23 protein-coding genes are annotated in these 21,661 nt (G+C 51.4%); 19 read left to right on the forward strand and 4 right to left on the reverse strand.

All coding sequences use genetic code 11. The features are described 5' to 3' along the window. The first annotated feature begins 115 nt into the window (after window positions 1-115). Genes ACFQ88_RS01180 through ACFQ88_RS01195 form a run of 4 tightly spaced genes read left to right on the forward strand, consistent with a single transcriptional unit; the run spans window position 116 to window position 2,859 of the window. The gene (locus tag ACFQ88_RS01180) at window positions 116-886 is read left to right on the forward strand and encodes an energy-coupling factor ABC transporter permease (RefSeq protein WP_379451363.1); all 771 of its coding nucleotides are present in this window, start codon (window positions 116-118) and stop codon (window positions 884-886) included. Further along, window positions 883-1,167, forward strand: coding sequence for an energy-coupling factor ABC transporter substrate-binding protein (locus tag ACFQ88_RS01185; protein ID WP_379451364.1), 285 nt, complete (start codon window positions 883-885; stop codon window positions 1,165-1,167). Before ACFQ88_RS01180 ends, ACFQ88_RS01185 begins: the two co-directional genes overlap by 4 nt. Then, window positions 1,167-1,958: a cobalt ECF transporter T component CbiQ gene (cbiQ, locus tag ACFQ88_RS01190; protein ID WP_379451365.1), complete on the forward strand. Its 792-nt coding sequence runs from the start codon at window positions 1,167-1,169 to the stop codon at window positions 1,956-1,958. Before ACFQ88_RS01185 ends, cbiQ begins: the two co-directional genes overlap by 1 nt. Window positions 1,959-1,968: 10 nt before the next feature. Then, on the forward strand, window positions 1,969-2,859 hold the full coding sequence (locus ACFQ88_RS01195) for an energy-coupling factor ABC transporter ATP-binding protein (protein ID WP_239634511.1): 891 nt from the start codon (window positions 1,969-1,971) through the stop codon (window positions 2,857-2,859). 65 nt (window positions 2,860-2,924) lie between these two features. Here the strand turns inward: ACFQ88_RS01195 and ACFQ88_RS01200 are convergent, their stop codons facing one another. The 3 genes from ACFQ88_RS01200 to ACFQ88_RS01210 all read right to left on the reverse strand — a co-directional run bounded on the left by ACFQ88_RS01200 (window position 2,925) and on the right by ACFQ88_RS01210 (window position 5,782). Continuing rightward, on the reverse strand, window positions 2,925-4,856 hold the full coding sequence (locus tag ACFQ88_RS01200) for a glycosyl hydrolase family 18 protein (protein ID WP_379451366.1): 1,932 nt from the start codon (window positions 4,854-4,856) through the stop codon (window positions 2,925-2,927). Window positions 4,857-5,041: 185 nt separating this feature from the next. Beyond that, the gene (locus tag ACFQ88_RS01205; RefSeq protein ID WP_239634513.1) at window positions 5,042-5,317 is read right to left on the reverse strand and encodes a YxcD family protein; all 276 of its coding nucleotides are present in this window, start codon (window positions 5,315-5,317) and stop codon (window positions 5,042-5,044) included. A gap of 24 nt (window positions 5,318-5,341) precedes the next feature. Then, on the reverse strand, window positions 5,342-5,782 hold the full coding sequence (locus ACFQ88_RS01210) for a hypothetical protein (protein WP_239634514.1): 441 nt from the start codon (window positions 5,780-5,782) through the stop codon (window positions 5,342-5,344). 154 nt (window positions 5,783-5,936) lie between these two features. On the opposite strand from ACFQ88_RS01210, the gene ACFQ88_RS01215 reads away from it, so the two are divergent. From ACFQ88_RS01215 to ACFQ88_RS01235, 5 genes are all read left to right on the forward strand, one after another. Beyond that, window positions 5,937-6,473 carry a DUF309 domain-containing protein gene (locus ACFQ88_RS01215; RefSeq protein WP_379451367.1) on the forward strand — a complete coding sequence of 179 codons (537 nt, stop codon included), beginning with the start codon at window positions 5,937-5,939 and terminating at the stop codon, window positions 6,471-6,473. Then, window positions 6,470-7,213: a response regulator transcription factor gene (locus ACFQ88_RS01220; RefSeq protein ID WP_379451368.1), complete on the forward strand. Its 744-nt coding sequence runs from the start codon at window positions 6,470-6,472 to the stop codon at window positions 7,211-7,213. Before ACFQ88_RS01215 ends, ACFQ88_RS01220 begins: the two co-directional genes overlap by 4 nt. Then, window positions 7,206-8,645, forward strand: coding sequence for a sensor histidine kinase (locus ACFQ88_RS01225; protein WP_379451369.1), 1,440 nt, complete (start codon window positions 7,206-7,208; stop codon window positions 8,643-8,645). Before ACFQ88_RS01220 ends, ACFQ88_RS01225 begins: the two co-directional genes overlap by 8 nt. Window positions 8,646-8,775: 130 nt before the next feature. Then, entirely contained in the window at window positions 8,776-9,393 is a 618-nt protein-coding gene (locus ACFQ88_RS01230; RefSeq protein ID WP_379451370.1) for a hypothetical protein, read from the forward strand. Between the two features lie 151 nt (window positions 9,394-9,544). Continuing rightward, entirely contained in the window at window positions 9,545-10,099 is a 555-nt protein-coding gene (locus tag ACFQ88_RS01235) for a beta-class carbonic anhydrase (protein ID WP_239634519.1), read from the forward strand. A gap of 87 nt (window positions 10,100-10,186) precedes the next feature. Here the strand turns inward: ACFQ88_RS01235 and ACFQ88_RS01240 are convergent, their stop codons facing one another. After that, window positions 10,187-10,510: an iron-sulfur cluster biosynthesis family protein gene (locus ACFQ88_RS01240; RefSeq protein ID WP_239634520.1), complete on the reverse strand. Its 324-nt coding sequence runs from the start codon at window positions 10,508-10,510 to the stop codon at window positions 10,187-10,189. 130 nt (window positions 10,511-10,640) lie between these two features. On the opposite strand from ACFQ88_RS01240, the gene ACFQ88_RS01245 reads away from it, so the two are divergent. The 10 genes from ACFQ88_RS01245 to ACFQ88_RS01290 all read left to right on the forward strand — a co-directional run bounded on the left by ACFQ88_RS01245 (window position 10,641) and on the right by ACFQ88_RS01290 (window position 21,618). Further along, complete coding sequence (locus ACFQ88_RS01245; protein ID WP_239634521.1) at window positions 10,641-12,161, forward strand: carboxypeptidase M32; 1,521 nt, start codon at window positions 10,641-10,643, stop codon at window positions 12,159-12,161. Between the two features lie 196 nt (window positions 12,162-12,357). Continuing rightward, window positions 12,358-13,365: a FecCD family ABC transporter permease gene (locus ACFQ88_RS01250; RefSeq protein WP_239634522.1), complete on the forward strand. Its 1,008-nt coding sequence runs from the start codon at window positions 12,358-12,360 to the stop codon at window positions 13,363-13,365. Window position 13,366: 1 nt separating this feature from the next. Next, on the forward strand, window positions 13,367-14,410 hold the full coding sequence (locus ACFQ88_RS01255; protein WP_239634523.1) for a FecCD family ABC transporter permease: 1,044 nt from the start codon (window positions 13,367-13,369) through the stop codon (window positions 14,408-14,410). A gap of 24 nt (window positions 14,411-14,434) precedes the next feature. Then, on the forward strand, window positions 14,435-15,304 hold the full coding sequence (locus ACFQ88_RS01260; RefSeq protein ID WP_239634524.1) for an ABC transporter ATP-binding protein: 870 nt from the start codon (window positions 14,435-14,437) through the stop codon (window positions 15,302-15,304). Between the two features lie 145 nt (window positions 15,305-15,449). Then, complete coding sequence (locus tag ACFQ88_RS01265; RefSeq protein WP_379451371.1) at window positions 15,450-16,463, forward strand: ABC transporter substrate-binding protein; 1,014 nt, start codon at window positions 15,450-15,452, stop codon at window positions 16,461-16,463. Window positions 16,464-16,517: 54 nt separating this feature from the next. Then, the gene (locus tag ACFQ88_RS01270; protein WP_379451372.1) at window positions 16,518-17,309 is read left to right on the forward strand and encodes an ABC transporter ATP-binding protein; all 792 of its coding nucleotides are present in this window, start codon (window positions 16,518-16,520) and stop codon (window positions 17,307-17,309) included. After that, window positions 17,302-18,168 (forward strand): ABC transporter permease, encoded by an 867-nt coding sequence (locus ACFQ88_RS01275; protein WP_379451373.1) that lies wholly within the window; start codon window positions 17,302-17,304, stop codon window positions 18,166-18,168. The genes ACFQ88_RS01270 and ACFQ88_RS01275 overlap by 8 nt, the downstream gene beginning before the upstream one ends. Before the next feature lie 172 nt (window positions 18,169-18,340). Beyond that, entirely contained in the window at window positions 18,341-19,306 is a 966-nt protein-coding gene (locus ACFQ88_RS01280; protein WP_239634528.1) for an aromatic acid exporter family protein, read from the forward strand. Between the two features lie 160 nt (window positions 19,307-19,466). Further along, a complete protein-coding gene (locus ACFQ88_RS01285) occupies window positions 19,467-20,033 on the forward strand; it encodes an outer spore coat protein CotE (protein ID WP_239634529.1) in 567 nt (188 codons plus the stop codon). A gap of 145 nt (window positions 20,034-20,178) precedes the next feature. Beyond that, window positions 20,179-21,618 (forward strand): putative amidoligase domain-containing protein, encoded by a 1,440-nt coding sequence (locus ACFQ88_RS01290; protein ID WP_239634530.1) that lies wholly within the window; start codon window positions 20,179-20,181, stop codon window positions 21,616-21,618. Window positions 21,619-21,661 lie beyond the last annotated feature (43 nt).

The following is a 21,661-nucleotide window of genomic DNA, read 5'->3' on the forward strand; positions in this document are numbered from 1 at the left end:
GTACGAACGATGAAGCGACAACGCCTTTTTTGTTTGTCGTCTATTGACACGTACCCATGACCAATCCGACACGGATTGGTTTTTTTGTTTGAACAAAGGTAGGAGGGGTATAAAAATGAAACGCAAGAAAACATGGGTGAGCACGTTGCTCCTGGTCGCAGGCTTTGTGCTGTATTTGTCGGTCAATGAACCGCAATCCGCTTACGCAATGCACATTATGGAAGGGTTTCTTCCTTTAGGGTGGGCGATTTTTTGGTGGGTATTATTTATTCCATTTTTTATTACGGGGCTTCGCTCGCTGATTCGCATTACGAAAGAAACTCCGGAGCTTAAGATGATGCTCGGATTGGCCGGTGCCTTCACGTTCGTGCTGTCCGCTCTGAAGCTGCCTTCGGTAACGGGAAGCAGCTCGCATCCGACCGGTACCGGTCTTGGAGCGGTCATGTTCGGCCCGCTGCCTATGAGTGTGCTGGGGTCCATAGTACTGCTGTTTCAAGCGCTGCTCTTGGCTCACGGCGGTTTGACGACGCTCGGCGCCAACGCTTTTTCCATGGCGGTTGCGGGACCGATGGTAGGTTACGCCGTGTACCGTTGGATGATGGGGGCGACCGGAAAGCAGAAGCTATCCATCTTTATGGCGGCGGCGATGGCTGACCTCTCCACGTATGTTATGACATCCGTTCAATTGTCGTTGGCGTTTCCGGCGGAACAAGGCGGTATAGCGGCTTCGTTTATCAAGTTTGGCGGTATATTTGCTATTACTCAAATTCCGCTTGCTATCAGTGAAGGACTGCTGACCGTTCTGATCTGGAACTGGCTCCAGTCTTACAATTCCAATGAATTGTCCGTATTGCAGCGCAAAATGAAAGGGGCACGCGAACAATGACAACAACGACTAAAAATATATTGCTGCTGACGGGCGTCATCTTGCTCGCCGCCATTCCTCTATTGTTCGTCAACGGCGAATTCGGAGGAGCGGACGGAGCTGCGGAGGAAATGATCAAGGAACTGCATCCTGCTTACGAGCCGTGGTTCTCGTCGCTGCTCGAGCCGCCTCCGGAGACGGAGAGCATGCTGTTCGCGCTGCAAGCCGCATTGGGGGCAGGCTTTATCGGATACACGATAGGCTTATTCAAGGGAAGGGCCTCCAAGTCGAAGTCCCAATGATGAAGACCATCGATCGTTTATCTTATGGCAATAAGCTGCGGGCCGTTTCTCCCATGTGGAAGTGCGGCTTCGCAGCTCTTCTTCTGCTTATTGCTTATGTGGCGCATCCGTGGATTCAGCTGCTTATTTTCCTGTGGATGCTGATTTGGCTTATTGGCTATGCGGCCATTCCCGCCAAGCAGGTGGCTTTGATGCTGGGCGCTTCTTGCCTGTTTTTCATCGGAAGCTTGCCGGCTTTGATAATAGAAGTACGGAACATGGATTTCGGTCATGAAATGGCTCACGGTATCGTATTATTTTCGTTATCCCACTGGACAATCTATATGAATTTGACGAGCCTGATGAGTGCGGGGCAGCTGCTGATCCGCATTATGGCCTGCGTGTCAGCAAGCTTTTTCGTCATTCTTACGACGCCGATGTCCGAGCTATTCCAGGTCATGAAGGTACTAAGAGTGCCGACTCTGGTCCTGGAAATCATGATGATTACCTACCGGTTCCTATTCTTGCTGTCCGATACGGCTCATGATATGTATACAGCGCAGCAATCGCGGGGCGGCCAGTCCGGCTTCGCAGGCAAAATCCGTGATACCGCGACGCTTATAGCCCGGCTGTTTGTCAAAACAATGCAAAGGTACCAAGGACTCACGAATGGTTTGATTTCGAGAGGCTTTACAGACGAGCTCCGGCTGCCTCCTTATGTAAAAAAGGCTGTTCCTGAGCGGTACAAGGTGGAAGCCTGTATGGGAGTAGCAGTATTAGTCATATTGGAGTGCTGGATTCGATGGGGGTGAAGGGGAAACGATGAAGCGAGAATCCATACAACTTGAATCGATGTTACCTGCGATACAATCGCAAGATGTGGTTTACAGCTATCCGGGAACGAGTGTGCATGCGCTTCGGCAGCTGAATATAGCCATACCAACGGGGAAGAAAACCGCGATCTGCGGGCATAACGGATCGGGAAAATCGACGCTCTTCCTGCAAGCTATCGGCATTCATCGTCCGGATGAAGGAACGATGCTCCGGCGGGGCGAACCTTTGTCCTATGACCGCCATTCGTTAAAAACGTTGCGGCAGCAGGTAGGACTCGTATTCCAGGATCCGGAGCAGCAGCTGATCCTTACTACGCCGCGTGAAGATATCTCTTACGGCTTGCGCAATGCCGGAGTGCCCGAGCAGCAATTGCAGGAACGAACCGCACAGATGCTCATGACGATGGGGCTGGAGGAGCTGGCCGATACTCCTATTCATCATCTGAGTCTCGGGCAGAAGAAACGGGTGGCGCTCGCAGGGGTACTGGTGCTAGAACCAGAGGTCGTGCTGCTTGACGAGCCGACAGCTTACTTGGACCGGCGCTCGGAGCAGCAGCTCATTCGGGAGCTGGATCGAATCCACGGGCAAGGGATCACGGTTGTTATGGCTACGCATGATATGAACTTGGCCTATGCATGGGCGGATTGGATCCTTGTTATGGATCGGGGGCAGTGTGTGAAGGAAGGCACACCCTATGAAGTATTCAACGATGAGGGACAGCTTCAAGCAATGGGCCTGGAAATGCCGATCGTTCTTGATATATGGAATTCATTGCCGGAGAGGCTTCGTAGGGACTGTACGCCTCCAAGAGACGTAAACGCTCTGAAGCAGTGGCTGCAAGAGACCGATGAACTGGCGATACATCATCATGGAGTGTAGGGAAGCAAATAGAAAAATCCCCGTTTAACCTAGCAGGTTGTACGGGGATTTTGCGGTTTCTTAGCTTATTTTTCCTGAATCATCATCTTCCATAAATCGGCTGAATCGTAGCCTAATCTCCAAGCGGCCACGCCAGCCAAATTGTACTTCTTGGCTATATCAAGACGCGCCTTCACCGTGCTCTCATCCTCGAGCCAGAAAATATAGTTGTACCCGTCCTGACTGTATTCCACACGGTATTGATTGAAGTTGGCGTCCCATGTCTTGGTTGCGTTCTTACTCGCAATTAGCGCAGGCAAATCCTTCATCAGGAGCGCCCGGTTGCTCACGAGATTGCCGGAGCCGTCTATCTGCCATTCGCGGACATAGAACGGAATGCCGATGATCAATTTGTCTCGCGAAATGCCGTAGGAGAGGAACTCCTTCACACCTTCCTCAACCCATTGCAATCCCGCTACGGAACCGGCTTCCGTGCTTCCTTTCCAATGCTGATCGTAGGTCATTGTAATAATGTAGTCGACGATATTGCCGAGCTTTTCATGGTCATAGGCGGTTTGCGCATTCCATTTGACGCTGCCTCGCGGCAGATCGATGGAGATCAGCAGCCCTTTGTCGTGCGCTGCTTTCGTCAAATTCGTAATAAATGCAGTATAGGCTGCACGGTCTTTGCCGGCCAAGCTCTCGAAGTCCATGTTCAACCCGTCGACGCCGAGCGCAGCGCCTTTTGCAACGAGTGCTTCAATGAATTTGGTCTGTGCTTCGGCGTTCGACAGAAAGGCGGAGGTCAATGCCGCATCGAACTGATTGTTTACCAGCGGCTGTACCGAATAGCCTTGCTGCTTCAGCCAAGCTACCGTATCCTTATTCGAAGTATCCGTCAAAGCGCCGCTCGCATCCGCCAAAGTAAAATACGTAGGCGATACGACATCCAGACCTGCTGTATTGTTCACCTGTGAGCGGATCGTATCGTTGCTAGAGCTTCCGTTCCAGCCCCAAAATTGCAGCTTGCTGAAATTGTCCCACAGAATGCTGTTCCCGCCCAAAGGACGAATCGATGCGTTACTGTAGCCCATTGCATAATTCAGGGCATTCGGGATGGTAGAGAAGTCGGAGATCCAGCTGTCGTTCTGATACACCTGATAATAAGGATAATTAGTCCATAGGGATAACGATTTGCCGCCGTTCGGGCTCTCGTTATAAATAGCTGTATGATCGAACTGCTTGGCATAAGCGATCGCTTCATCCACATGAAGGAAGGAGTCCAAAGGCTTGTTGTATTGATAGACCCGGTAAGACTTCACGTTCGAGAAGACGACCTCATTGCTTTTCTCGGTGCTTTTGACCGTAGAATTGCCCCATTTGAGAGATTCGTTGACAGCATCCTCAAGGTAAGCGAATGACCAGCTGTCGCTCGTAAACGTTCCTTGGTACACCTGATACGTGTTGTTCCGGGAAGCCCTCAGCTCGGCCTTGGTCCCTGCCGGAATGTTATCCCACACCCATTGATGGGTGTTAAGATCGATGATGTGGGCGTTGCCCCATTTGGCCGCTTCAGCCTTGGCTTCATTTAGAGTAGCGAAATCCCAAGAAGGAAGCGTTGCGTCACCTTGGTATACTCGATAATTCGGATAATTGTCCCATACCCAGCCGTCTGACTGAAGATCCCGAATGCTGGCATGGCCCCACCGGCTTGCTTCGCGGATAGCTTGATCCAGCGTTGCGAATTCCCATGCGGAGCTGCTGTAGCCGTTCTGGAATACCTTATACCGTGGATAATTGTTCCACAGCCATTTGCGCGTGGCGATTTCCTCGACATGACTGCTAGCAAACTGTTTGGCGTAATTTTCCGCCGATTTGTAATCCGACGTTTCCAGCAAAATATGATTATCTTGATAGACGCGGTATTTGGACGTTTTGTCCGCGGCCAGAGCCGAACCGCCGGAAGAGAGGAGCAGCGTCATGATGGATACTATCATTACGGTTTTGCGATTCAACATGCATCAGCCTCTTTCTACTAAATCTATCCTATTAAACGCAAAAAAAACAATATAGTTGCGAAGGAAAATAGTAGAAAATAGACTTAAGCTTTTAAAAGAACAAGAGAATGTACGATATCAGGGTGATTTCATAGGAAAAACCCCCTGGAGTGCGGATTTTTCCGACTTCAGGGGGCTTTACTTTATTAGGCGATATCCGCAACGATTTCATCTTCCAGCTTCAGGTGGATCTGGTCGCGGAACACCCGGATATTCATTTGTGTCAGCAAATATCGCTCGATGGCTTCCAGCATATTCGCTGCGATGATGATCTGGCTGCGGCCTTCGGCATGAACCTCTGCGGAGAAGCCGTAGTCTTCGTCCCACATCAGCTCCACTTCGACTTGACTCGGATGAAGCTGCTTGCGTTCGCCCATGTGCAGGCAAATCGCGTTAATAATGTCCTGCTCGGTTAATCTCATCTCTTAATTCCCTCTGTATCTTCATTAGAATCGTTTCGGCTCTTCCTTGAACTTGCGCTTCTCTCTGAAATAGTGAACGAGTCTGATGACCAGGACTACTACGGCAAAGATCGCCATCATGTTAATCAGGAAGCCCAGGATGTTGCCGAGCATGCCCAAGTTGCCGAACAAGCCGCCGAACAGCATACCTGCGATACCGCCGATCAGCAAGCCCTTCATCAAACCGCCGCTAAAAAATCCCGGCTTCGTTGCCGTAGTCGGATTCGTTGCGCCAGGCGTCTTGGTCGCTGCAGCAGGATCCGCTTTATTGACACCGCTGTTAGGAGTCTGAGTGGTATTGCTGCTAGGATTGAAGCTTTTCTTCGACGACTTGTAGCCTTTCGCATCAGCAACGCCGGCACCGGTGGCACTGAAAGAGAAGGCGATGACAAAAGCCATCATGATGATAGATAATCGTTTCAACATTGTCTTGACCCTCCAAGTCATAATAAAATATAGCGATGCTAAAAGTTACTACGAATAACTTAGACAAAGGTTTCAGTTTTTATCCCTTCTTGATACAATAGATACAAAGAAAATTGAAAATCAAATTATGTATCTAATAGAGGCGGTTACTTTCATGTCAGCATACCCTCAGGCTTATATTGATTATTTGGTTTATTTTCACGCGGAGCGGGATTATTTCGAATGCCACGAGGTGATGGAGGAATATTGGAAGGAGCATCCCGGCGATCCTCTGGCTTCGAATTATGTAGGATTGATCCAGATCGCGGTTGCGCTGTATCACCATCGGAGAAATAATCTTACGGGCGCCAAGAAGATGCTGGCGAGCTCCTTGAACAATTTGACCGACACCGGTATGAACTCTCTCGGTATTCATTCGGAAGAGCTGCGCACCAGGATCGCGGCTCGTTTGGAGCAGCTGTCGCAGCCTGACAGCGTATACGAGGACATGAACCTGCCATTGTCCGATCCGCGATTGGCAGCGGCCTGCATGGCTGAATGCGCCCAAAAAGGCAAGACATGGCTGGGCTCGATCGATACGAGCGACACGTTTCTGATTCATAAGCACCGGCTGCGAGACCGCAGCTCGGTATTGCACGAGCGGGAGCAGAGCCGGCTCCGCAAAGCTGAGCAGCGGGGGATGGAGCCATGACAAGCGCTGCGAAGCTGGGGAAAGTGGTCGTCGTCGACGATGAGCCGAACATTGTGGAAGTGATCCGGCTGTATCTCGAGCATGCGGGATACGAGCCTTTTATCGTATACAGAGGCAACGAAGTGATGGACATGATCCGGAACGAAGCTCCGGACCTTGTGCTGCTCGACGTGATGCTGCCCGATTGCTCCGGATTTGAGTTATGCAGCGCCATTCGCAGCGAGAGCGGGCCGATATCTCAGACTCCGATCATCTTTCTGACAGCGAAAGGCGAGTCGATAGACAAGCTGCGCGCCTTCAATCTGGGCGTAGACGATTATATCGTCAAGCCGTTCGATCCTAACGAGCTAATAGCGAGGATCAAAGCCGTTCTGCGCCGAACGAGCCAGCAGCAGAACCTGCCCGCCGCCGCGGCTGCAGTGAAGACGGTCAAGAGCATTCTCCGCATCGGCTCCCTTATGATCGACCCTGAGCAATACAGAGTTGCAATTCAAGGCGAACGGATCGATCTGACGCCGAAAGAGGTGGAGCTGCTGCATTTTTTGGCTTCCAATCCTGGACGGGTGTACTCCCGGGAGGACCTGCTCGGCTATGTGTGGAACTTTGACTTTAGCGGTGGAACCCGAACGGTGGACGCACACGTGAAAAATTTGCGGAAAAAGCTGGGAGCCAATACCGAATGGGCGATCCAGACGTTATGGGGCATTGGGTATTTCTTCGAGGTATCCCGGCATGCTTAAGCGGTGGTACACCAGCTTTTATTTGAAGATCTTTTTATCCTTCTTGGCGACATGTATTTTGTTTTTCCTCGGACTCGCCTTGTTTTGGAACAACTATTTTACAGATCTATTTTATAAGGATAAAAAAGAGCTGCTCTCCTCCCGTCTGGTCGAGGTAGCCAAGCTGCTGCCGTCCGTTCAGGAAGGAACCATATCGACAAGAGAACTGCGTTTCGGGATCCGTATCATAGCAAGAGGCATTAACGGGCAAATTTGGCTTATTGATGCCAAAGGCAACGTGCTGAACGGCTCCTCCGAGCGGGAAGGCACCGTGATTCCGAACGCGATGGACGAGCTGTTCATCGACGGTCTCAAGGGGCAGACAGGCTTCGTTGTCGGCGAATACAAGTTTGAGGACAGGCCGCGAGAAGGTCTGCTCACGTACTATGCCCCCGCCCAAATGAACGGGCAGCCGATCGTTATTTTCTTGAACGTGCCTGTACTTGAAGTGAGTCAAGCGTTGGCCGCCGTTCGATGGAATATTATCGTCCCGTTACTGTTCTCGCTCCTTGCGGTCGCCATTATTCTATTCATTCTGTCCCGAAAGCTCGCAGGGCCTCTGCAGCAAATGAGCAGGGCGGCGCTGGAAGTGGCCGGAGGGGATTTCACGACACGGGTGCCGGTGAAATCGGAGGATGAGGTCGGAGAGCTGGCCAAAAGCTTCAATTTTATGATTGACCAATTGGTGCAGTGGGAGGATGCGCGCCAGGACTTTTTGGCTAACGTCTCTCACGAGCTCCGCTCGCCGTTGACGACGCTGCGAGGCTTCATAATTGCAATGAACGACAAGGTCATTCCCGAGGACAAGTATGAGCATTATTTGAAAATATGCGATTATGAAGTGCAGCGGCTGCAGCGTCTTGTGAATGATCTGCTTGATCTGGCCCGTATCCAGAACGGCGCCGACGCATTCAAGTTCGATCCCGTGCCGCTCAAGGAGCTGCTCGAGCAAGTGCTGGCGTTAATGAAATCGCCAATTCATGAAAAAGGTCTGGCGCTGCTGGAGAAGCTGCCGGATGACGATGAAACAATCGCCGCCGACCTGGATACGGACCGGTTCATCCAAATCATGCAAAATTTAATCTATAACGCCATCCAGTTCACGCCGTCCGGAGGGACAATCACTATAGGACTTCACCAAGACGGTGACCAGGCTGTAATCTCCGTTAGCGACACGGGGATTGGCATGGAGCAGGAACAGCTGCAGCGGATATGGGACCGCTTTTACAAGGTGGAGCATTCGCGGAATCATACTGCCGGCGGGACGGGGCTTGGACTTACCATCGTGAAGCATCTGGTTAGCGGGATGAAAGGCACGATATCGGTAACAAGCCAGCCCGGCAAAGGAACTCAGTTTGTACTCACGTTTCCTCTCCGATTGCCTGAGGAATGATTTTACACTTTTTTTACAAAAGACTCATCAATGGTTCAAAGTTTAGAAGTATTCTGTCACTATACGAATAGAGACGGAGTGCTTCTTCTCTTTTTCGGGAAGCGGCTTATGACGCAGGGGAGGTTGGCTTGTGAGACGCGGATTGCCGATAGCATGTGGTACTATTACAATCGCATCAAGTCTTTTGCTTGGCGGGTGCAATACGGTGAAGACCGTTCCTCCACAGCCTGTGCCACCGGCGGCAGCGCCAGCGCCAGCGGAAGATGAAATCCAGAGGGAGACGGAGCGGGATATGGTGATCCTGTTTCAAGGCCTGATACAGCTGGACAAGCAGCAGGCTCTCGTCATAACCAAGACGCAGGCGGAAGCTATGCTGCCTGTTGTAAAGCGCAATAGCAGCAAAGGTGAGCTGACTGCGGGGGACCAGCAGCGAATCATTGCCATGCTGACCACGGAGCAAAAGAAGTTCGTCATCGAGTATCGAGATCGTATACTAACCCGGATGCGTGTTATGATGGAGAAGAAGGAGCCGGAAGGTCTTACCGCTGAGGAGCGGGAGAGGATGGTTCAAGAGTTTCAAAAGAAACGGCGTCTCGAGCATGAGGCAGGAGATCCGGATATGGTGCCTAGGGATGCGCCGGAATCGGGTCCGACCCTGGTTCCCAATGCGGATCAAAGACGTGCCAACAATGTGGAACAAAGGCTGATCCGCCTTCTCGAAGGGAAGCTTGCCGTTCCGCCGGAGTAAGAAACTAACAAGAGTTTGTACTAAATAGTGTTGAAAAAAAATGAAAAAAAAGATAAAGTTGCTCTAGCGGGTTATGTTGATAGTACATAGCTGCATAGAGCCTTTTTGATACAGATTCAAAAAGAGAGAGCATCGAAGGGTGGAGATTGCCATGAGCAAATTACTAAACGATATTTTGGAGTACAACCGTCATTTTGTCGAAGAAAAGAAATACGAGCCGTACTTGACCTCGAAATTTCCGGATAAAAAGTTCGTTATTTTATCCTGCATGGATACCCGGTTGATCGAGCTGCTGCCAGCCAGCATGAACATCAAGAACGGTGACGTCAAAATTATTAAAGCTGCGGGCGGCGTCGTTTCGACACCTTTCGGGGGCATTATGCGAAGCATCATCGTAGCCATTTATGAATTGGGTGCGGACGAGGTATTCGTTATTGGACACCACGATTGCGGGATGAGCCACCTGAATCCGGAGAAGACGAAGCAGAAGTTCATTGAGCGCGGCATTAAGGAAGAAACGATTAAGACACTTGAATATTCGGGGCTTCATATCGAAAGATGGTTAAGAGGCTTTGACGATGTGGCGGAGAGCGTGAAAAACAGCGTCAACGTCATTAAAAACCATCCGCTGGTTCCGGACATTCCGGTACACGGCTTGATCATTGACCCTGCTACCGGCAAGCTGGATGTAGTATCGGCCGATTGATTCACGAGTAATACGGCAGCTCGACCAGCCTCGGCATCCGGTATTTGCCGGGGAGACTGGTCGTGCAGGCTGCCGGCTGTTCCAAGATTATCCTCGTTTATCGACTAACCTCATATTGGCATTATAGATTTGTCCGCTGCTCTTCAGTACGTACCCGCTGCCGCTCCGGTAGTCCAGCGTCATCCGATCCTCGAAAAAAATCTCGTCCTTCTTATCGTACAATAATGAGAACGGCTCTCCTGAAGCGCGTAAATCGCGTTCTCCAGCGCCGCTTACAATCCACAATGTCGGCACTCCGCTAACCGAGCATCCGCACCCCTCCGAATCAAAGGCAAGCTTCAACTCCTCATTCCCGTTCAACGTTTGCTTATGCAGCTGTTCTGTCGCTTGTTCTGTAAATGTAATATGCATGGATGTCCTCTCCTTTGTCTCTCTGTTATGCACTCCTCATCATACCACACAATAATTTTCAAATGTCATTTGATTCTCTATTCCGGACGAAGTATGATTTAAGTAATTCGCCTGGAAAGGGGTGCCATTCATGACTGCACTATCGTTCGAGCAGAAGCTGACAGATTTCAAGGAATATTTGAAAAAAATGAAAAGCTATGAGGAAGCTATCGGATTGTTGTATTGGGATATGCGCACCGGTGCGCCCAAGAAGGGGATAGCTACCCGGTCCGAGGTCGTTGGCGTCTTGTCGGGAGAGCATTTTGCCATGGCGGTTTCCGAGCAAATGGGAGAGATGCTGGACTATTTCACCGAAGCGGAAACGTTCGGCAAGCTTGACGCCGTTGACCGCGTGATCGTGACCGAATGCAAGAAGGATTACGACCGCAGCAAAAAAATTCCTCCGAAGCTGCATCAGGAATACGTCGTGCTGACCTCGCAAGCGGAGTCGATATGGGAGGAAGCCAAGGAAGCTTCCGATTATAAGAGATTCCAGCCTTACTTGGAGAAAATTGTAGCGACCAATCTGGAGTTCATCTCCTTATGGGGATACGAAGGGCATAAATACAATACGCTGCTCGACATGTATGAGCCGGGAATGACCGTAGCCAAGCTGGACCAAGTGTTCGGCGCCTTGAGAGAGAAAGTCGTTCCGCTGTTGGCCGCCATTCAAGCTTCTCCCGACAAACCGGAAACGGGATTTCTTCGTCAAACGTTCGAGAAGGAGAAGCAGAAGCAATTCAGCTTGTTCATCCTGAAGCAAATGGGATACGACTTTGAAGCGGGACGATTGGATGAAACCGTCCATCCTTTTGCAACGGGGCTGAACCCGGGCGACGTAAGGATTACGACGCGTTACTTGCTGGATGATGTGAACAGCGCCTTGTTCGGAACGATTCACGAGGGCGGACACGCCTTGTATGAGCAGAACATTTCCGAGAAGCTTATCGGAACGCCTCTCTGCACCGGGACCTCGATGGGGATTCATGAATCCCAATCGCGATTCTGGGAAAATATGATCGGTAGAAGCCGTCCGTTCTGGAAACGGTATTACTCCGATCTGCAAAACAATTATCCAGGGCAATTCGATTCGGTTCCGGTGGAAAACTTCTACCGTGCGACGAATGAAGTCAAGCCGTCGCTTATTCGGATCGAAGCGGATGAATTGACTTACAACTTACATATTATGGTGCGCTATGAGATTGAAAAAGCCTTGTTCAGCGAAGCGGTGAAAGTGGCCGATCTTCCGGAGGTATGGAACGAGAAGTATAAGGAGTACCTGGGCGTCGTTCCCGCCAATGACGGGGAAGGGGTGCTCCAGGACGTACATTGGTCCGGAGGGGCATTCGGCTATTTCCCTTCGTATGCGCTCGGGAATATGTATGCCGCACAAATTACGCGGACGCTCCGCGGCCAACTGCCTGAGTACGATCAGCTGATCGAAAGCGGCAATTTGCTGCCGATCAAGGAGTGGCTGACGGATAAAATTTATCAATACGGCAAGCAGCTGACACCGAACGAGATTATTATGCAGGTGACCGGAGAAGAGCTGAATCCGGACTATCTGGTGCAATATTTGAAGGAGAAGTACAGCGATATTTACAAGCTGTAAGCTGATACACGATTCAATGGAGCTAGGATGAAAAGCCTTGGGAGCGATCGGTTTCGCGTTCCCGGGGCTTTTTTTCGATAAATTATTGATAATGATTTTCAAAATCGTTGACAACTGATAACGATTCTCATAGAATAAAAAAGTACTTTAATTCCTTTATCAACTTATCAATCGCTAGAAAAGCAGAAGAGGTCATATGAAAGCTTTACTTTCATCAAATCAAGCCAAGATTTGGGGTCTTATTTTTTTCGTTATTGTATGTGCGGCATCTTTTGCTTGCAGCGTCATGTTCGGAGTGAACAACTACTCCATTCAGGACGTCATCGACGCGTATACGGCGTTTAACGGCTCGAATGAGCATCTGATCATTCAGACGGCGCGGATCCCCCGCGCATTCATTGCCATCGCTGTAGGAGCGAGCCTGGCGGTTGCAGGAGCCTTCATGCAGGCGCTCACCCGGAACCCGCTGGCATCGCCCAGCTTGTTCGGCGTCAATTCGGGAGCCGCATTTTTGATCGTATTGCTGGTAGCCTTCGGGTCTTCGGCATCGCTTATGACGTTAACCTGGGTCGCATTCGCTGGCGCGGCAATGAGCGCAGGCATTGTTTATTTGCTCGGTTCGCTTGGGAGAGACGGTTTGACTCCCGTGAAGGTCACACTGGCCGGATCGGCTGTCACGGCGTTCTTCTCCTCCATGACGCAGGGCGTATTATTGACGAACGGCAAGGCGTTCGATCAGGTGTTGATCTGGCTTGTCGGATCGGTTGCGGGCCGTGAGCTGAAAATGCTTCTCGCCGTAGCTCCGTACCTTGTCCTTGCGATGATCGGTGCCCTGCTGCTGAGCCGGCACATCAACATTCTGGCTATGGGCGATGATGTGGCCAAGGGCCTGGGTCAAAAAACAGCATACATAAAGCTTGGCGCCGCTGTAGTCATCGTGCTTTTGGCAGGCGGATCCGTTGCGGTTGCCGGGCCGGTTGTCTTCGTAGGCATTATCATTCCGCATATCGCGCGATACCTGATAGGCACGGACTACCGTTGGATTGTGCCCTATTGCGCGGTCTTGGGAGCCATCCTCATCCTATTGGCGGATGTAGGATCCCGTTTTATCGCGATGCCGAAGGAAGTGCCTGTTGGAGTAGTCACCGCATTGCTCGGAGTTCCTTTCTTCGTGTATATAGCACGGAAAGGAGCGAAGTCGTAGGATGAGCAAGTATTTGACAGTTCGCGGGAAAAGTTCCTGGTTTTCGTTTCTAATCAGTAAAAAGATGCTTTGGGTTATAGCAGGCCTGCTTATCGTGAATGCCGCCGTTTTCATTGTCGGTACGGGTATCGGTTCGGTGAAGGTCACGCCGGTGGAGGTTATTAAAGTCCTGCTCGGTACCGGCTCCGAGATGCATACGGTCATCGTGAATACGCTGCGGCTGCCGCGGATGATCGTAGCGGTGCTCGTTGGGAGCTCGCTGGCGGTTTCCGGCGCGATACTGCAGGGACTCATACGCAACCCTCTCGCTTCTCCTGATATCGTAGGGATTACGGGAGGAGCAACGCTCGGCGCAGTTTGCTTCTTCTTCTTTCTGGGGAGCGCCATCAGCATTACATGGCTGCCGTTGTGCGCCATTATCGGAGCGTTCGTTTCGACGCTGATTATATATTTGCTCGCCTGGAAGAAAGGCGTATCCCCATTACGAATGGTAATGATCGGAATCGGGATGTCGGCCGCTTACAGCTCGATTTCTTATATGCTGATGATATCCGGTCCAATTATTTTGGCTAACAAGTCGATGACGTTCATGACCGGGAGCATCTACGGCGTTTCTTGGGAAAAAGATGTGCTGGTCATGCTGCCTTGGGTTCTTATCCTGCTGCCGTTAGCACTGCTAATGGCCAGGGAAGTGAACGTGCAGGAGCTCGGGACGGATATTGCGGCGGGAGTAGGAAGCGCCGTTCAAGTCAAGCGCGCATTATTGATTCTGCTAAGCGTTGCGCTGGCCGGAGCGGCGGTAGCTATCGGAGGTGCGATCGGATTTATCGGTCTTATGGCTCCGCATATTGCCCGCAAGCTGGTCGGTCCCGCGTTTGGTGGCGTGCTGCCCGTATCCGCGTTGATCGGATCTCTCATTCTTCTGGTCGCCGATCTGGCGGCAAGAACGCTTTTTACCCCATTAGATATACCGGCAGGCGTATTTACGGCCGTTATCGGAGCGCCATTTTTCGTCTATTTATTATACAAAAACCGTCATGCATGATGATATTGAAGGAGATGACTTCGGATGTACGCTTTGGAAGCGAAAGGCTTAAGCTTATCCTATGGAGCCGTGCCCATTTTTAAAGATTTGAGCGTGAACATTCCAAAAGGAGAAATTACGGTACTGATCGGCAGCAACGGCTGCGGCAAATCTACACTGCTTCGCTCGCTTGCCCGATTGTTGAATCCGCAGCGCGGCACGATTGTACTGGATGGTCATGAGCTAGCCAAGCTTCCTACCAAAGAAATTGCCAAGAAATTGGCGATTTTGCCGCAAGGACCGACCGCCCCTGAAGGGCTTACGGTGCTGCAGCTGGTAAAACAGGGGCGTTATCCGTACCAAAGTTGGCTCCAGCAATGGTCGGAAGAGGATGAACGGATGGTGCGGCTCGCGTTGGAGGAAACGGGGATGACGGAATTTTCCGAGCGAACCGTCGATGCCTTGTCCGGCGGACAACGGCAAAGAGCCTGGATTGCTATGACGCTGGCTCAAGGCACGGATACGGTGCTGCTGGATGAGCCGACAACGTATCTGGATATGACGCACCAGATCGAAGTGCTGGATTTGCTGTATGAGCTGAACGAGAAAGAAGGCCGGACGGTCGTCATGGTGCTTCACGACATTAACCTGGCGTGCCGGTACGCCCATCATATGATCGCAGTGAAGAACGGCGCGATATGGGCGCAAGGAAAGCCGGAGGATATCGTTACGGAGTCGATGATCCGTTCCGTGTTCGATCTCGAGAGCCAGGTGCTGAAGGATCCGTTTTACGGAACGCCTCTGATCATCCCGTACGGCAAGGGCAGAACCGTAGGTCTTGAGCAAGCGGTAGAGGCTAAGAGTAAGCCGGAGCCGAAGAAGGAAGCCCCTTCCCGTGTCCCGACCATAGCGTAAAATTATGAAGTAAAAGCCGTCTGGAAGCAGACGGCTTTTTTGCGTTTTCGCTTGATGCTTTGACGGCTGCGGCATGACGCTCTCACCATTCTCTGGGCTGGCGCATAGACTATCGCATCAACGAAAACAAATGGAGGGACTTGCTATGAAAAGGATCAAGTGGGGCCGCATTGTCGCCGTTCTGCTAGCCATGGCATTGATGCTGACGGCCTGCGGACCCGGCAAGAAGGAGGAAGTGACGAAGGTTCGCATCGGGGAAGTAACACGGTCGATTTTTTACGCTCCTCAATATGTGGCGATTTCCAAAGGCTTCTTTAAAGAACAAGGGCTGGATGTGGAGCTGACTACAACCGCCGGCGGCGACAAGACGATGACGACTTTGTTGTCCGGGGGCATCGATGTGGCATTGGTCGGATCGGAGACATCCATATACGTAACGCAGCAAGGCAGCGGCGATCCGGTAATCAACTTCATGCAGCTGACGCAAACGGACGGCACGTTTCTTGTATCCCGCAAGCCGGTCACAGGCACATTCGACTGGAACACGCTGAAGGGGACGACGTTCCTGGGGCAGCGCAAAGGCGGGATGCCGCAAATGGCGGGAGAATTTACATTGAAAAAGCATGGCATCAACCCGCAAAAAGATATGAATTTGATCCAGAACATCGATTTTGCCAACATCACGTCGGCCTTTGCCTCGGGAACCGGCGAATATGTCCAGCTGTTTGAACCGCAGGCAACGGTAATTGAAAAGGAAGGCAAAGGGTACGTTATCGCCTCGTTCGGAGTCGAAAGCGGCAAGCTTCCTTACACCGTATTTATGTCCAAGAAAAGCTTCATGGATAAAAACAGCGGAACGGTCCAGAAGTTCGCCAATGCCGTTCAAAAGGCGCAAAACTGGGTTCAGACGGCTAGCGTAGATGAGATTACGGATGCCGTAATAACGTTCTTCCAGGATACGGATAAAGAAATCATTAAAAATGTCGTCAAGCGCTATAAAGATCAAGGCTCGTTCGCTACCGACGGATTGATCGACGAGCAGGAATGGAACAATCTGCAGGACGTTATGGAAAGTGCAGGAGAATTGAAGCAGCGGGCGGATTATAAGGCACTCGTGAACAACCAGTATGCGGAGAAAGCGAAGCAATCGGTCAAATAATACGCAGGATGTTACAGTTCGGAATCTAACCGTAAGCCGGAAGGGGGTTCTACAATGCAAACGGTGGTGGAGCTGCAAGATCTTACCCATGTTTATGTAAACGGGCGCGGCGCTTCGCTTGCACTGGAGCAAATCAGCTTGCAGGTGATGCAGGGGGAGTTTATCAGCTTGATCGGACCGAGCGGGTGCGGCAAAACGACACTCTTGTCTCTGATCAGCGGTCTGCTGACGCCTACGGCCGGAACCGTACGTATTGCAGGCGAACTCATCAAGCGCCCGACACCGAAGGTAGGGTACATGCTGCAGCAGGATTACTTATTTCCATGGCGCACCATCTATGAGAATGCATCGATCGGTCTTGAGCTGATGGGCAGGAAGGATCCGGCCGCCCGTTCCTTCGTGCTGGAGCTGCTGGACGATATGGGGCTGTCCGATTATGCCGACAGCTATCCTCAGCAGCTGTCCGGGGGAATGCGCCAGCGTGTGGCTCTGGTGCGCACTCTTGCTACCGAGCCCGACATCTTGCTGCTGGATGAACCGTTCTCGGCATTGGATTATCAAACAAAGCTCCAATTGGAGGATCTCGTTGCGGTAACGCTCCGCTCCCGCAACAAGACGGCGATCCTGGTGACGCACGATATTTCGGAGGCTATCGCCATGAGCGACCGTATCGTCGTGCTGCAGCCGAGACCCGGGCGCATCCGGGCAACCGTCGACGTACCGGAGCCGATTCGTTCGGCTATCCCGCTGAAAGCGCGGGAGGAAGCGGGGTTTCATAACTTGTTCCATCGATTGTGGGGGTTGTTCGAGGAGATGGACGGGGATGGGGTGAGCACCAATGGATGAATCGAAGACTATGGAAGCCGAAGGGACGGTTACGATTTCAGGAGGGCTGCATTCGCAGCAGCTTGCACAGAAGGAATACGACCGCTTCTTGAAGGCAGAGCGTAAAACGACGCATCAAGTGCGGCTGACCCAAGCGGCCATTCTGCTCTTGTTTCTCGCGCTCTGGGAAGTAGCGGGGCGAAATCAGTGGATCGATGCGTTATTGTTCAGCTTCCCGAGCCGGATCGGCGCATTGCTGTATTCGAAGTGGGTGGACGGAACGCTGCTCATTCACGTCGGGGTCACTTTGTGGGAGACGGTGGTCGGATTTCTCCTGGGTACCCTAGTCGGAACGGCCGTGGCAACAATGCTCTGGTGGTCGCCGTTCCTGTCCAAAGTACTGGACCCGTATATCGTCGTTCTCAACAGCTTACCCAAAGTGGCGCTAGGTCCGCTTTTTATCGTCGCTTTAGGACCCGGTGTTTTGTCTATCATCGCAACCACCTTGTCGATAACGGTTATTATTACGATTTTGACCGTATACGGCAGCTTCAAGGAAGTGGATGCGAATTATACGAAGGTCATTCGAATTTTCGGCGGAAGCAAGAGCACCGTGTTTCAGAAAGTGATTTTGCCGGCATCCTACCCGACGATTGTATCGACGCTGAAAGTGAATGTCGGCCTCTCATGGGTAGGGGTAATCGTAGGCGAGTTTCTGGTGTCGAAGGAAGGACTGGGCTATTTAATCATTTACGGCTTCCAGGTATTTAATTTTACGCTGGTTATCGGCAGTGTCCTGCTGATTGCCGTTGCGGCTACGGTCATGTACCAGGCGGTCGCTTATCTGGAAGGCAAATTGATAGGTAATAAAAGGAATTAAGTCTCGCAGGGAGTATGAAGCTTCTATCTGAAGCTTCGTGCTTCCTCTTTTCCTATTGGACAAGCTGTGTGAAGGCTCATGATCATCCGCATGGAGAATATTGTCGAATGAATCGAAAGAAGATAAGATAGGGATACATTTACCAAGGAACTAACTAAAGTGGGGTTTGACTATGGGGATTCGCGTCATCAAAACAGCCGTTGCCGTGTGGGCATCGATTACATTGGCCGGCTTGCTGGGCATTCCATCTCCTTTGTCCGCAGGCTTGCTGGCTATTCTCGGAATCGATGTGACCAAGAAGAAAGGATTGCGAACTTCGATCCAACGCATTGCCGCGTCGATGATTTCACTGGTATTATCCGCGTTCCTGTTCGGCTTGCTCGGTTTTCGCATTGAAGTCATAAGCTTATGTATTCTTATCTTATATCCGGTATTGACGCGGCTGAAATTGAAGGAAGGGGTCGTCACAAGCTCGGTTGTCATGTTTCACGTGTATACTGCCCATGAATTATCGGCGGCTCAGCTGTTGAACGAGGTTTCGCTTCTTCTGGTCGGACTCGGGACGGCTACCGTTATCAACATCATCTATATGCCGCGAGCGGACAAGAAGCTGATGGAGCTGAAAGGAAAGCTTGAAGCGTGCTTTTCACAAATCTTCGTACAAATATCCCGGCATTTGAAAGAACCCGACTACATATGGAGCGGCAGCGAGCTGCTGGAGGGTCAAGAGCTGATCCGATGCGGATTGCAGGAAGCCGAGCGGTCCAAGGAGAATGCGCTGTTCCTTCAGGATGATCCGCTATGGACGGTCTACTTTTTGATGCGCAAGCAGCAGATGGAATCGATCGACCGCATGATTCAGCTCGTTGCCCAGGTATATCAGACGCTTCCTCACGGGGAGCTGCTTGCTTCGGTATTCGAAGGGCTGAGCGAGGATGTGAAGGTGGATTATTACACGGGCCGTGCGGAAAAGGCGCTGGAGTCACTAGAGGTGGGCTTTCGCCAAATGCCTCTGCCCGACAGCCGCGAAGAGTTCGAAGTCCGTTCCGCTCTGCTGCAGCTGATGATGGAGCTGAAGGCTTACCTCGCGGTTGCCAAACGAAGGAAAAAGCAAAAAGAAGCCCATCCCGGTCACTAAGGAATGGATTCTATTAATCGCTTTTAATTTCTATGCTTGGAAACAGGCATTTCACAAAGCATTTACGAATAATATTAATTCACGTGAATTTGTTTTATCAACATTTGCCTATGTCCTGCATACAAATGTAATGAATGATTGTATGGAGGAGGTTGAACAGATGTCATTAGATAAAGATTTGCAGTGCAGAGAGATCTATACGAAGGCTGTATGCGGCAAAGGACGTAAATTTTCGCAAGTAACTAATACGGTCACTCCGCCTCATGCTCCGACGAGTATTTTGGGTGCTTGGATTATCAACAACCAGTATGATGCGGTGAAGTCGGGAGAGCATGTGGAAGTAGTAGGTACTTACGACATCAATATTTGGTATTCTTACGACAAAAATACCAAAACGGATGTTGCGAAAGAAACGATTTCTTATGTTGAGGCGGTAGGGCTCTCTTATCTCGATAAGAAGCACAGACCGTCGACAGCCGAGGTGACGGCTTTCGCCACCCAGGAGCCTAACTGCGTGGAAGCCAGCATTTCCTCACGCGGGGATAGTGTAGTGATTCGCGTGGAGCGCGAATTCAAGGTGGAAATGATCGCTGAGACCAAAGTTTGCGTAGTGGTGTGCGCGAACGGCTGCGGTGATTTCGACGATAAGCAGGTTGACTTGGCGAGCGTTGACGACGGCGACTATGAAGATCTCGATCCCGATCTCTTGGATGACGATTTGAACTGATTTCTGCTTTTAGTATATGCCAACAAGGTTCAATTCGGCAGAGGGCGTCAGCCCTCTTTTTTGTTTCAAATGGTTGTTCGCCTGAAAATAGGCTCTTGGCCATCCCGGGCCAAATTATCCGATGGTAAAGGGGGCTGCACTCAAGATGCGCGTTTATTTGCTGCATTCCAATGAACCGACCCTGCATTTGCTGCTCGAGCGGATCCATCTGCCGCATGGAACGCAGCTGCCTGCTCAACACGCTCAATCCTGCATTATCCATTGGGGCTGCTTTCATGCGGCGAAGGCGGGCCGGCTGTCGTTTCAGCCGGTCAAATGCATGCTCCGCGCGGCCAGCCCCCGCAAATCCGCGGAATTGCTGAAGCTTCACGGAATTCACCTGGCGTCGGAATCCGAGAAGCCTTCGCTGCGTTTCTCATATGAGTATTTAATCCCCGTATTTCATCTGCAAGCACTGGCGCTGTTTCAAAAATCACAAACGGTCTTCTTCGGCAGCAAGCGGCCGCTGCAAAAGGCCGAGGAGCCCGATTTTACGGAAGTATTGGCGGAAACGCCGTCTTATCATGCCGTTCGGGCAAAGCGTGAGGCAGTTAAGGCCATCTATGCGCTTGGGCTGGATTACGGCGTTGTGAAGGTTGGAGTGCTCCCGAACGGCGAGCTCGTCGTTCTTGAGGTGAATGCCGTGCCGAAGCTTACCGACCGGCTTGCGGAGCTGTTTGCCGAAGCGATGCATCAGCTGGAGCAGGAGCTGGCCCATGACGATCCGGAGTCACGGCAGGAAGCGATGCTTGGGGCGGATCCTGAATTTTTGCTTCGCAACGAAAGAGGAAAAGTGGTCTTTGCTTCCAATTATATGGAAAAGGAAGGGCCGATCGGCTGCGATGCGATCGTACTCCCGAGCTTTCGCAAAATTTATCCGTTGGCCGAGCTTCGCCCGGAACCGAGCAAAGACATTAAGCAGATGATCATCAATCTGCACCGGACGATGCAAATGGCCTCGCGCCGCATTACGGACGGCTCGCTGGAATGGATTGCGGGAGGCATGCCGGTCAGAGGCTTTCCGCTCGGCGGGCATATTCATTTCAGCGGAATCCCGCTAAGCGGCGAGCTGCTGCGGGTGCTGGACAATTACTTGGCGCTTCCGCTGGTGCTGCTGGAGGATGCGACGACAGGTAACCGCAAGCCCCAATACGGCTTCCTGGGCGACTTTCGGAGGCAGCGTCACGGCGGCTTCGAATACCGCGTACTGCCGAGCTGGATGATCTCTCCCTCCATTGCCAGAGGCGTGCTTACAATGGCGAAGCTGATCGCCGATCATTACCGCCACCTGCCGGCAAGACCGCTCGATGAGCAGGATATGCAGGAGGCTTATTATGCTGGAGATAAGAAAGCGATACGCCCCCTGGTTCCGAGCCTGTGGGGAGACCTCGTAAGGCTCCGTGATTTTCGCCAATACGAGCCCTATTTGATTCCGCTCAAAAACCGGCTGCTCCGCATGGAATCCTGGAACGAACAGGAAGATATACGCCGCAATTGGAAAATAGGGCCTTTTCATAGAAAAGAAGAATCGCCTGTTAATTCGTGATATAATAGACAAAATGATAGAGGAAATCATAGTTGCGGCTGGC

Source organism: Paenibacillus sp. NPDC056579 (genome assembly GCF_042793215.1).
Classification (GTDB): domain Bacteria; phylum Bacillota; class Bacilli; order Paenibacillales; family NBRC-103111; genus Paenibacillus_S.

What these genes read in the sequence shown, in the direction of transcription:
- ACFQ88_RS01180 (WP_379451363.1), top strand. Translation starts at nt 116, where the DNA reads ATGAAACGCAAGAAAACATGGGTGAGCACGTTGCTCCTGGTCGCAGGC.
- ACFQ88_RS01185 (WP_379451364.1), top strand. Translation starts at nt 883, where the DNA reads ATGACAACAACGACTAAAAATATATTGCTGCTGACGGGCGTCATCTTG.
- cbiQ (WP_379451365.1), top strand. Translation starts at nt 1,167, where the DNA reads ATGAAGACCATCGATCGTTTATCTTATGGCAATAAGCTGCGGGCCGTT.
- ACFQ88_RS01195 (WP_239634511.1), top strand. Translation starts at nt 1,969, where the DNA reads ATGAAGCGAGAATCCATACAACTTGAATCGATGTTACCTGCGATACAA.
- ACFQ88_RS01200 (WP_379451366.1), bottom strand. Translation starts at nt 4,856, where the DNA reads ATGTTGAATCGCAAAACCGTAATGATAGTATCCATCATGACGCTGCTC.
- ACFQ88_RS01205 (WP_239634513.1), bottom strand. Translation starts at nt 5,317, where the DNA reads ATGAGATTAACCGAGCAGGACATTATTAACGCGATTTGCCTGCACATG.
- ACFQ88_RS01210 (WP_239634514.1), bottom strand. Translation starts at nt 5,782, where the DNA reads ATGTTGAAACGATTATCTATCATCATGATGGCTTTTGTCATCGCCTTC.
- ACFQ88_RS01215 (WP_379451367.1), top strand. Translation starts at nt 5,937, where the DNA reads ATGTCAGCATACCCTCAGGCTTATATTGATTATTTGGTTTATTTTCAC.
- ACFQ88_RS01220 (WP_379451368.1), top strand. Translation starts at nt 6,470, where the DNA reads ATGACAAGCGCTGCGAAGCTGGGGAAAGTGGTCGTCGTCGACGATGAG.
- ACFQ88_RS01225 (WP_379451369.1), top strand. Translation starts at nt 7,206, where the DNA reads ATGCTTAAGCGGTGGTACACCAGCTTTTATTTGAAGATCTTTTTATCC.
- ACFQ88_RS01235 (WP_239634519.1), top strand. Translation starts at nt 9,545, where the DNA reads ATGAGCAAATTACTAAACGATATTTTGGAGTACAACCGTCATTTTGTC.
- ACFQ88_RS01240 (WP_239634520.1), bottom strand. Translation starts at nt 10,510, where the DNA reads ATGCATATTACATTTACAGAACAAGCGACAGAACAGCTGCATAAGCAA.
- ACFQ88_RS01245 (WP_239634521.1), top strand. Translation starts at nt 10,641, where the DNA reads ATGACTGCACTATCGTTCGAGCAGAAGCTGACAGATTTCAAGGAATAT.
- ACFQ88_RS01250 (WP_239634522.1), top strand. Translation starts at nt 12,358, where the DNA reads ATGAAAGCTTTACTTTCATCAAATCAAGCCAAGATTTGGGGTCTTATT.
- ACFQ88_RS01255 (WP_239634523.1), top strand. Translation starts at nt 13,367, where the DNA reads ATGAGCAAGTATTTGACAGTTCGCGGGAAAAGTTCCTGGTTTTCGTTT.
- ACFQ88_RS01260 (WP_239634524.1), top strand. Translation starts at nt 14,435, where the DNA reads ATGTACGCTTTGGAAGCGAAAGGCTTAAGCTTATCCTATGGAGCCGTG.
- ACFQ88_RS01265 (WP_379451371.1), top strand. Translation starts at nt 15,450, where the DNA reads ATGAAAAGGATCAAGTGGGGCCGCATTGTCGCCGTTCTGCTAGCCATG.
- ACFQ88_RS01270 (WP_379451372.1), top strand. Translation starts at nt 16,518, where the DNA reads ATGCAAACGGTGGTGGAGCTGCAAGATCTTACCCATGTTTATGTAAAC.
- ACFQ88_RS01275 (WP_379451373.1), top strand. Translation starts at nt 17,302, where the DNA reads ATGGATGAATCGAAGACTATGGAAGCCGAAGGGACGGTTACGATTTCA.
- ACFQ88_RS01280 (WP_239634528.1), top strand. Translation starts at nt 18,341, where the DNA reads ATGGGGATTCGCGTCATCAAAACAGCCGTTGCCGTGTGGGCATCGATT.
- ACFQ88_RS01285 (WP_239634529.1), top strand. Translation starts at nt 19,467, where the DNA reads ATGTCATTAGATAAAGATTTGCAGTGCAGAGAGATCTATACGAAGGCT.
- ACFQ88_RS01290 (WP_239634530.1), top strand. Translation starts at nt 20,179, where the DNA reads ATGCGCGTTTATTTGCTGCATTCCAATGAACCGACCCTGCATTTGCTG.